10 protein-coding genes and 1 pseudogene are annotated in these 9,090 nt (G+C 44.5%); 10 read left to right on the forward strand and 1 reads right to left on the reverse strand.

What is annotated here, in order from left to right:
• From PX484_RS12495 to dxs, 5 genes and pseudogenes are all read left to right on the forward strand, one after another.
• Positions 1–165: pseudogene (locus PX484_RS12495) on the forward strand (Asd/ArgC dimerization domain-containing protein); the annotation flags it as partial.
• Positions 166–701: 536 nt separating this feature from the next.
• Entirely contained in the window at positions 702–1,595 is an 894-nt protein-coding gene (dapA, locus tag PX484_RS12500) for a 4-hydroxy-tetrahydrodipicolinate synthase (RefSeq protein WP_002803691.1), read from the forward strand.
• A 242-nt stretch (positions 1,596–1,837) separates the two neighbouring features.
• Positions 1,838–3,586: a ribonuclease J gene (locus PX484_RS12505; RefSeq protein ID WP_288104085.1), complete on the forward strand. Its 1,749-nt coding sequence runs from the start codon at positions 1,838–1,840 to the stop codon at positions 3,584–3,586.
• A gap of 220 nt (positions 3,587–3,806) precedes the next feature.
• Positions 3,807–4,577, forward strand: coding sequence for a nickel pincer cofactor biosynthesis protein LarB (larB, locus tag PX484_RS12510; RefSeq protein ID WP_002803694.1), 771 nt, complete (start codon positions 3,807–3,809; stop codon positions 4,575–4,577).
• A 407-nt stretch (positions 4,578–4,984) separates the two neighbouring features.
• On the forward strand, positions 4,985–6,895 hold the full coding sequence (dxs, locus tag PX484_RS12515) for a 1-deoxy-D-xylulose-5-phosphate synthase (protein ID WP_287703904.1): 1,911 nt from the start codon (positions 4,985–4,987) through the stop codon (positions 6,893–6,895).
• Positions 6,896–6,964: 69 nt separating this feature from the next.
• On the opposite strand, the gene PX484_RS25765 is transcribed toward dxs, so the two are convergent.
• Positions 6,965–7,105, reverse strand: coding sequence for a DUF2191 domain-containing protein (locus PX484_RS25765; protein ID WP_071846437.1), 141 nt, complete (start codon positions 7,103–7,105; stop codon positions 6,965–6,967).
• 228 nt (positions 7,106–7,333) lie between these two features.
• Here PX484_RS25765 and PX484_RS12520 point away from each other — a divergent pair, with 228 nt between their 5' ends.
• The 5 genes from PX484_RS12520 to PX484_RS12540 all read left to right on the forward strand — a co-directional run bounded on the left by PX484_RS12520 (position 7,334) and on the right by PX484_RS12540 (position 9,051).
• The gene (locus PX484_RS12520; RefSeq protein WP_002758607.1) at positions 7,334–7,570 is read left to right on the forward strand and encodes a DUF433 domain-containing protein; all 237 of its coding nucleotides are present in this window, start codon (positions 7,334–7,336) and stop codon (positions 7,568–7,570) included.
• Positions 7,567–7,920, forward strand: a complete 354-nt coding sequence (locus PX484_RS12525) for a DUF5615 family PIN-like protein (protein WP_287765326.1) — start codon at positions 7,567–7,569, stop codon at positions 7,918–7,920. The genes PX484_RS12520 and PX484_RS12525 overlap by 4 nt, the downstream gene beginning before the upstream one ends.
• A 118-nt stretch (positions 7,921–8,038) precedes the next feature.
• On the forward strand, positions 8,039–8,251 hold the full coding sequence (locus PX484_RS12530) for a hypothetical protein (protein ID WP_287671218.1): 213 nt from the start codon (positions 8,039–8,041) through the stop codon (positions 8,249–8,251).
• Position 8,252: 1 nt separating this feature from the next.
• Positions 8,253–8,627, forward strand: a complete 375-nt coding sequence (locus tag PX484_RS12535; RefSeq protein WP_287671216.1) for a type II toxin-antitoxin system VapC family toxin — start codon at positions 8,253–8,255, stop codon at positions 8,625–8,627.
• Positions 8,628–8,751: 124 nt separating this feature from the next.
• Complete coding sequence (locus tag PX484_RS12540) at positions 8,752–9,051, forward strand: type II toxin-antitoxin system HigB family toxin (RefSeq protein ID WP_002797368.1); 300 nt, start codon at positions 8,752–8,754, stop codon at positions 9,049–9,051.
• Positions 9,052–9,090 lie beyond the last annotated feature (39 nt).

Raw genomic sequence — 9,090 nt, forward strand, 5'->3', positions numbered from 1 at the left:
GAAGTATTAGTGGGACGCATTCGTCAAGATATCTCCCATCCTAACGGTCTAGAATTGTGGCTATGCGGCGATCAAATTCGCAAGGGTGCGGCTTTAAATGCCGTGCAAATTGCGGAACTTTTAGTCAAGAAAAATCTCGTCGGTTCAAGATTAGCAACAGTTTGATAATTAAGCTATCAGCCATCAGCTAGATCAAGGCGATAATAACTAGACCTCTGGTAAAAATCAAAAATTGTTGTTAGGGTTAGGAGTCAGTAGTCAGTAGTCAGTAGTCAGTAGTCAGGAGGATTAAGAATGAATAATAATCAATTAAATGGTCTATTTACAGACTTTAGGCAATTTAATCCTTATTTTTGCCGTTTTTGAATCCTCAAAAATTAATTATGCAAGAGGTTAACTAGAACGTAGGTTGGGTTGAAGCATGAAACCCAACGCCCGATTATGTTACGCCACCGCTAACCCATCCTACAAATAATTAAGTGGGTGGGTGGAATTAAATATAAGATGAACGTAGGTTGGGTTGAAGCATGAAACCCAACGCCTGATTATGTTACGCTACCGCTAAACCATCCTACAAATAACTAATTGTGCCTCCCTACTTAGGAGGATTGCCAGATTCTTTCTTTTGCCTCTTGCCTTCAGAAGTTGATAACTGATAACTGATAACTGATAACTGATAACTGATAACTGATAACTGATCAATGAGTGAAACAACCTATTTTGGACGAGTAATTACGGCGATGGTGACTCCCTTCACCGTCGAGGGTCAAGTTAATTATGCCCTGGTGGAAAAATTGGCCGATTATCTAGTTACTCACGGTAGCGATGGTATAGTGGTCTGTGGGACGACGGGAGAATCACCCACCCTAAGTTGGCAGGAAGAATACGAACTATTTAGTATTGTCAAAAAAGCGGTTAATGGTCGGGGAAAAGTGATCGCGGGGACGGGTTCTAATTCCACTTCCGAAGCGATCGAAGCGACCCAACAGGCTGCTAAACTGGGTTTAGATGGTTCTTTACAAGTGGTTCCCTACTACAATAAACCACCCCAAGAGGGTTTATACGAGCATTTTCTGACCATTGCCAAAGCTTGTCCCGATCTGCCGGTGATGCTTTATAATATCCCTGGTCGGACGGGTCAAAATATGACCCCGGAAACGATTATTAAACTGGCAGCAGTTGATAATATTGTGGCGGTAAAAGAAGCTAGTGGTAATTTAGAACAAACCTGTAAGATTTACTGTCATACCCCTGAAAATTTCGCTATTTATTCCGGCGATGATTTTCTCACCTTACCCCTGATGACCTGTGGTGCGGTGGGGGTGGTCAGTGTTGCTAGTCATCTAGTGGGAGAAGAAATCCAAGGGATGATTCAAGCTTTATTAACCGGAGATGCGGCCAAAGCGATCGAGATTAACTTGAAATTATTTCCCCTGTTTAAAGGTTTATTCTGTGCCACTAATCCAATTCCAATTAAAGCGGCCTTAAATCTAGTCGGTTGGGAGGTGGGGGGATTGCGATCTCCTTTATGTTCCTTAAGTCCCGAACTAGAAGAAGGATTAGCAAAAATTATGCAAGAATTGGCTTTAATCTAGAAAAATACTAGAAAATTTGGCTAACTAAACTAGGATTTTTTCGAGAAAGTAGGTTATAATATTAATAGCTTAACTAGAAGAAAAGAAATATAGTTTAGAACGGCGAGAAAGTATTGATATAAGTGAATTTAGCTAGGTGTTATTCCCCTAGTCATACTTATTCTGACTATTCATTTTTTGAGATTTCCTGTCTAGAAAACCCACCTGAAAAATCAACATAACTTACCATCAAAGGATACCTAATGAGTCAAGATAAAACCCAAGCAAAACTAAAGATCATTCCCCTAGGAGGATTACACGAAATCGGCAAAAACACCTGTGTTTTTGAATACGATGATGAGATTATTCTCTTGGATGCAGGTTTAGCTTTTCCTTCCGATGATATGCACGGGGTCAATGTAGTGCTTCCCGATATGACTTATCTAAGAGAAAATCGCCATAAAATTAAGGGTATGATCGTCACCCACGGTCACGAAGATCATATCGGTGGCATTCCCTACCATCTCAAACAATTTGATGTGCCAATTATCTACGGTCCGCGTCTAGCGATGGCTTTATTGCGGGATAAATTGGAAGAAGCAGGATTAGCAAATCGTACCAAATTAGAAACCGTAGTTCCCCGGCAAATGGTGCGTTTAGGTAAATCTTTCATGGTGGAATATATCCGCAATACCCACTCGATCGCCGATAGTTTTTGTGTAGCAATTCACACTCCTTTAGGGGTAGTTATTCACACGGGAGATTTTAAAATTGACCATACTCCCGTGGATGGCGAATTCTTTGATCTGCAAAAAATTGCCGAACATGGCGAAAAAGGGGTGCTATGTTTATTGAGTGATTCCACTAACGCGGAAGTACCCGGTTATACTCCCTCGGAAGCTTCCGTTTATCCCGGTTTAGAGCGGGTTTTTAACCAAGCAACGGGACGGATTATGATCACTACCTTTGCTTCCTCGGTGCATCGGATTAATCTGGTGTTGAAATTGGCCCAGAAATTTAACCGGAAAGTGGTGGTAGTGGGTCGATCGATGTTAAATGTCATCGCTCATGCGCGTAATTTGGGGTATATAAAATGTCCCGACGATCTATTTGAACCCTTGAAAGCGACCCGCAATTTAGCCGATGAAAAAATCGTTATTTTAACCACAGGCTCCCAGGGGGAAACTTTAGCGGCCATGACGCGGATTTCTAAGGGTGAACATCCTCATATTCGCGTGCGTCAGGGAGATACGATTGTCTTTTCCGCTAATCCGATTCCGGGTAATACCATCGCTGTGGTCAATACAATTGATCGCCTGATGATGCAGGGTGCTAACGTAGTTTACGGACGCGATAAGGGAATTCACGTTTCCGGCCATGGTTCCCAAGAAGACCATAAATTGATGCTATCTTTGACCCGGCCGAAGTTTTTTGTGCCAGTGCATGGAGAACACCGAATGCTGGTCAAACACGCTCAGATGGCCCAAAGTATGGGTATTCCCGCCGAAAATATGGTAATTGTCAAAAATGGTGACACGATCGAGTTAACTGGCGATCGCATTGGACTTGGCACACCAGTGCCTTCGGGAATCGAGTTAGTTGATCAAGCGGGTGTGGTCCACGAACACATTATGCAGGAAAGACAACAATTAGCCGAAGATGGTGTGATTACGATCGCGGCCTTCGTTAACGGGGAGGGACAATTAAGCGCACCTCCAGAGATTAATTTGCGCGGTGTGGTGACAAAAGTGGAAATCCCGCTGCTGAATCAGTTAATTATTCGGGCGATCGAACGCTGTTTAAGCGATCGCATCGGTGAATTTAAAACCGCCACGGGGTCCCCGGATTGGGCCGGTTTGCGGGCCGAAATCGAGACGACTTTGCAACGTTTAATCAAACGGGAGTTAAAGAGTCAACCTCTAGTGATTTTCCTCTTGCAAGCGGCGGCAACGGAACCAGCGAACAATCGTACTTATCGCCGCCGCCGTCCGGCAGCCACCATGGCCTCCTAATATCAGTGGGACAGGAGACTCCCAGACAGGAGACTCCGAGACAGGAGACTCCGAGACAGGAGACAGGAGATTATTTTTATTTATCCTCCCCACCTCCCCACTTCATAATTCATAATTCATAATTCATAATTCCCACTCCCCCACCTCCCTACTTCATAATTCATAATTCATAATTCATAATTCATAATTCCCGCACCCCACTTCCCATTGATAACTGACCATGTTCCATGCTGCCGATTTGCGATCGCTGCTGACCGCCGTTGCCAGGGGAGAAATTAACCCGGAGACAGCCTTAGATAAACTTAAACATCTGGCCTTTGAACCGGTGGAAGACTTCGCTAAGATTGACCATCATCGTCAATTAAGAACGGGATTTCCGGAGGTTATCTGGGGGCCGGGTAAAACTACGGCTCAAATCGCCCAAATTATCGATGTTTTGCGTCAAAATAGTCCCGTGGTTATGGCCACCCGCATTGAAGCAGAGATAGCAGCCCAGCTACAGGAACAGGTAACGGACTTAGTTTATTATCCCTTAGCCCGCATCTGTGCCATTGCCGCAGCTGCCCCAGAAAATCCCCCAAAAGGGATAATTTCCATCCTAACGGCGGGAACTGCCGATATTCCCGTAGCGGAGGAGGCGGCGGTTACTGCTCAATTATGCGGTTTTTCCGTGCAGCGTCTTTGGGATGTGGGAGTAGCGGGAATTCATCGCCTCTTGAATCATCGCCATCTATTGGATGCCGCCGATGTGTTAATTGTTGTTGCGGGAATGGAAGGAGCCTTACCAAGTGTGGTAGCGGGATTAGTCGATCGCCCGGTGATCGCCGTTCCCACCAGTATCGGTTACGGAACCAGTTTCGGCGGTATTGCTCCTTTGTTAACTATGCTCAATTCCTGCGCGGTCGGTGTGGGTGTGGTTAATATCGATAATGGTTTTGGGGCTGCCATGTTAGCCGGCCAAATTTTACGCACGGCGGCCAGACTAGCCTAGGGTTGGCTGAATAAATCTGAAAACCTTGTTGGGTAAAACTTTTAGACCTTTTGGAAATCAAAAAGTACCGGATATGGGAGTGATCGGGGGGAAAATTCTGGGACTTTTTCCCTGAAAATTAGGTAATTGACCTTGGCGGTTCGACAAGCGGTTCGGCTGATCTCACCGTCGAAGCCTTACCGTCCACTCGACTGAGCGTTCGACTGAGCGTTCGACAAAAGCTCACGCCGAAGTCTTCGCCGAACGTCCTGAAAATCGGTAAAACCCTACACCCCACACCCCACACCCCACACCCTGCCCCCACGAGAAACTTTTTCAGCAGACCCTAGCCTAGATTTTCCCTCATCTCAGGCTGAAAATCCTATACAGTTGGTATAGGGATAAACTACTTTGAAAAAGAAGCCGATATGCACCTAAGTGAAATTACTCATCCCAACCAGTTACATGGTTTATCACTCCGTCAATTAGAAGATATTGCCCGTCAGATTCGCGAAAAACACCTCCAGACGATCGCCGCTACCGGTGGACATTTGGGACCGGGGTTAGGAGTCGTAGAACTAACGATCGCCCTTTACCAAACCCTCGATCTCGATCGAGATAAAGTCCTTTGGGACGTGGGACACCAAGCTTATCCGCACAAACTCCTCACCGGTCGCTATAACGATTTTCACACCCTGCGCCAAAAAAACGGCGTTGCGGGCTATCTAAAACGTTGCGAGAGCAAATTTGACCATTTTGGGGCTGGACACGCCTCTACGAGCATTTCTGCGGGGTTAGGAATGGCTTTAGCCCGGGATGCCAAGGGGGAAGATTTCAAGGTAGTATCGATCATCGGGGACGGCGCTTTAACCGGGGGTATGGCCCTAGAAGCGATTAACCATGCTGGACATTTACCGAACACCAACATCATGGTTATCCTCAACGATAACGAGATGTCCATTTCCCCCAACGTCGGGGCAATTTCCCGCTATCTCAATAAAGTTCGTCTGAGCGAACCCGTCCAGTTTATCGCCGATAATCTCGAAGAACAATTTAAAAATCTACCCTTTTTCGGTGACTCCCTCACTCCCGAAATGGAACGAGTCAAAGAAGGAATGAAACGGTTAGCAGTTCCCAAAGTCGGCGCAGTGATTGAGGAATTGGGCTTTAAATATTTTGGCCCGATTGATGGTCATAATATTCCCGAATTAATCGCCACTTTTAAACAGGCCCATAAGGTCCACGGACCGGTTTTCGTCCACGTTGCCACCGTGAAAGGCAAAGGCTACGAATGGGCCGAAAAAGATCAAGTGGGTTATCATGCCCAAAATCCCTTTAATTTAGCCACGGGTAAACCGATTCCCTCCAGTAAACCGAAACCTCCGGCTTATTCTAAAGTTTTCGGGCATACTCTCACTAAATTGGCGGAAAATGACCCGCGCATTATCGGTATCACCGCCGCTATGGCCACCGGGACGGGATTAGATAAATTTCAGGCAAAACTACCGAAACAGTACATCGATGTGGGAATTGCCGAACAACACGCTGTTACTCTCGCTGGTGGTCTTGCTTGCGAAGGAATGCGCCCGGTTGTCACTATTTACTCTACTTTCCTGCAGCGGGCTTTTGATCAGATTATTCATGATATCTGCATTCAAAATCTACCGGTTTTCTTCTGCATGGACCGGGCCGGTATTGTCGGGGCCGATGGACCGACTCACCAAGGGATGTACGATATCGCCTACCTGCGTTGTATCCCCAATATGACCATTATGGCCCCCAAAGATGAGGCGGAACTGCAAAGAATGGTGGTAACGGGGATTAATCATACCAGCGGCCCCATTGCCATGCGTTATCCCCGGGGCAACGGTTTAGGGGTTCCCCTGATGGAAGAGGGTTGGGAAGCTTTACCCATCGGTAAGGGCGAAATTCTCCGCAGTGGCGATGATATTCTCCTGTTAGGATACGGCACTATGGTCAACACTTCCCTACAGGTGGCCGAAATCCTCAGCGAACACGGCATCGAAGCCACAGTGGTTAATGCTCGTTTTGTCAAGCCCCTTGATACAGAACTTATCTTTCCCCTTGCCCAACGTCTTGGTAAAGTGGTGACTTTGGAAGAAGGTTGTTTGATGGGTGGTTTTGGTTCTGCGGTTTTGGAAGCTTTACAGGATGCTAATATTCTAGTTCCGGTCAAGCGTTTCGGGGTTCCCGATAAATTAGTGGACCACGCAAAACCAGAGGAATCCTTCGCTGATTTGGGTTTAACCAGTCCCCAGATTGCCCAACAGGTTTTAGCGGCATTTTTTAGCCAAAAACAAACCGCTAACGTCGGTTAAAATCTCAAGATTAGCTTGTCCAGTTTTCCCGAAAAATTAGGGAAGACTGGTTTTTTTTGGTCTAGATAGTTAATGAAGACTGCCGGCAATAAATAGTGAGGGGAACGAACCACAGAGACACAAAGGACACAAAGATCGATCACTACTATAGAAGTTAAATTTATCACACAAAGAATAGGAGAGTCCAGTAGCTTTAAGAGCATCAGCCATGAGTTGGTCATCAATGACAGTGTTAGTTCTCGTAGTATCCCTAGTTGTGTATAGTAGATTAAACCTCTTGCATAATTAATTTGCGAGGGTTCAAAAATGAGAAAAAAGGTTAAATTTTGTCAAGAAATTGCTTAAAGTTTTGTAAAGTAACTTGACTTAAAGACAGAATTGTGCATAGTAGAAGTAGGCGGAGAGAAGATTGGACGATTACAAGCAACTGAATTACCTATGGAAAACCAACTTTGGCAGCGAATCACCCTCGATTTAAATATCTGTCATGGCAAACCTTGCCTTCGAGGATTGCGTTATCCTGTTGAATTTATCCTAGAATTACTTAGTTCTGGCATGAGTATCGAAGATATTTTAGCCGACTACGATGATTTGGAACGGGAGGATATTCTAGCGGCGTTATTGTTTGCCACTCGATTAACTCAGGTAAAAAGCATCTACCAAATTGCACCATGAACTTTTTAGTCGATGCCCAATTGCCAGTTCGTTTAGCCCGTTTTTTGCAAGCTGCTGGTCATGGTACAATTCATACTAAAGATTTACCCCAACAAAATGCCACGACAGATGCAGAAATTAACGCTCTTTCAATTCAACAAAATCGTATTGTTATTACCAAAGACACAGATTTTCTCGATTCATTTTTGATTAGTCAAGAACCTTATAAGCTTCTGCTAGTGACTACGGGTAATATTACGAATGTTGAATTAGAAGCATTATTTCAGAATAATTTACCTCAAATAAAAGCACTTTTTACTCAACATTCCCTAATAGAAATGAGTCGCAACTCAATCATCGTTCATCAATAATTTTACCCGGAGTGCTGTGTATGGTTTCATCAGTTCATCGTATGGCTTCTGGCGTTGAAACAAATTTTGTTTTAAAGCTAACCTTTGAGCAAGAGCAGAATAGGAGGATATGTCAACCATGTTAAGCACTGATCTAGAGATAAGACTAGCAGCTTTAGAAGCTGAAGTAGCACTGCTTAAGCGTTTGCTACCTACTGTCAGCGAAACTCCCTGGTGGGAAAAAATTGTCGGCACTTTTGCTGATGATCCAGCTTACGAAGAGGCAATGCAGTTTGGTCAAGAGTACCGCCAGTCTCTAAAACCTTTAGCCGAGGAAGCATCCGAACCCTGAAATGTATCTCCTTGACACCGATCATATTACTATTCTCGATCGCGGGGGACAACCGGCACAACAATTGCTGAAAAAACTGGCTGCTATTACGAGCAGCGAAGTTGCCACCACAATTATCACCTACGAAGAACAAATGCGGGGATGGCTCAGTTACATAGCCAAGACCAGTTCGATTGAAACCCAAGTTGTTGCCTATCGAAGGCTAGAAAAGCACCTCGCTAATTATCGCACGATTCCCATTGTCGGCTTTGATGAAAAGGCAGGTCAAGTTTTTCAAGAACTTCGGGTAACTTACCCTCGTTTGGGTTCGATGGATTTGAAGATTGCTGCTATCTCAATGGTTAATCCGGCTATCCTGCTGACGAGAAATCTCTAAGATTTTGGGCAAATTGCCGGTGTAAGAGCAGAAGATTGGACGATTACAGGCAACTGAATTACCGATGGAAAAACAACTTTGGCAGCGAATCACCCCCAGAGATAATTTATGTTTGTTTTTATAAATGCACGTCATCAGCTATCGAAGACTACGAGAATTTACGAATAAACACGCTGATTCCCGAATAGCTTTAGAGAATTGGTACAAAATTGCCAGTCAAGCGATTTGGTATAATTTAGTTGAGGTTCAAACAGTATTTCCTAAAGCAGAAGCAGTTGGTAACTTTACTGTTTTTAACATTAAAGGGAATAGTTATCGTCTCATAACCAGTATCGATTATCAGAAGCGGCTAATTTATATCAAGTATGTTTTAACTCACGCTGAATACGATAAGGAGCAATGGAAAAATGACCCTTACTTTTAATCCAGAAAAATACAAAGAATTACTAGCTCGCCATTTACC

The organism is Microcystis sp. M49636_WE2, from assembly GCF_030065375.1.
Taxonomy (GTDB): domain Bacteria; phylum Cyanobacteriota; class Cyanobacteriia; order Cyanobacteriales; family Microcystaceae; genus Microcystis; species Microcystis aeruginosa_C.

Coding starts and splice junctions, on each gene's coding strand:
- dapA (WP_002803691.1), top strand. CDS start 702: ATGAGTGAAACAACCTATTTTGGACGAGTAATTACGGCGATGGTGACT.
- PX484_RS12505 (WP_288104085.1), top strand. CDS start 1,838: ATGAGTCAAGATAAAACCCAAGCAAAACTAAAGATCATTCCCCTAGGA.
- larB (WP_002803694.1), top strand. CDS start 3,807: ATGTTCCATGCTGCCGATTTGCGATCGCTGCTGACCGCCGTTGCCAGG.
- dxs (WP_287703904.1), top strand. CDS start 4,985: ATGCACCTAAGTGAAATTACTCATCCCAACCAGTTACATGGTTTATCA.
- PX484_RS25765 (WP_071846437.1), bottom strand. CDS start 7,105: ATGGCTGATGCTCTTAAAGCTACTGGACTCTCCTATTCTTTGTGTGAT.
- PX484_RS12520 (WP_002758607.1), top strand. CDS start 7,334: ATGGAAAACCAACTTTGGCAGCGAATCACCCTCGATTTAAATATCTGT.
- PX484_RS12525 (WP_287765326.1), top strand. CDS start 7,567: ATGAACTTTTTAGTCGATGCCCAATTGCCAGTTCGTTTAGCCCGTTTT.
- PX484_RS12530 (WP_287671218.1), top strand. CDS start 8,039: ATGTTAAGCACTGATCTAGAGATAAGACTAGCAGCTTTAGAAGCTGAA.
- PX484_RS12535 (WP_287671216.1), top strand. CDS start 8,253: ATGTATCTCCTTGACACCGATCATATTACTATTCTCGATCGCGGGGGA.
- PX484_RS12540 (WP_002797368.1), top strand. CDS start 8,752: ATGCACGTCATCAGCTATCGAAGACTACGAGAATTTACGAATAAACAC.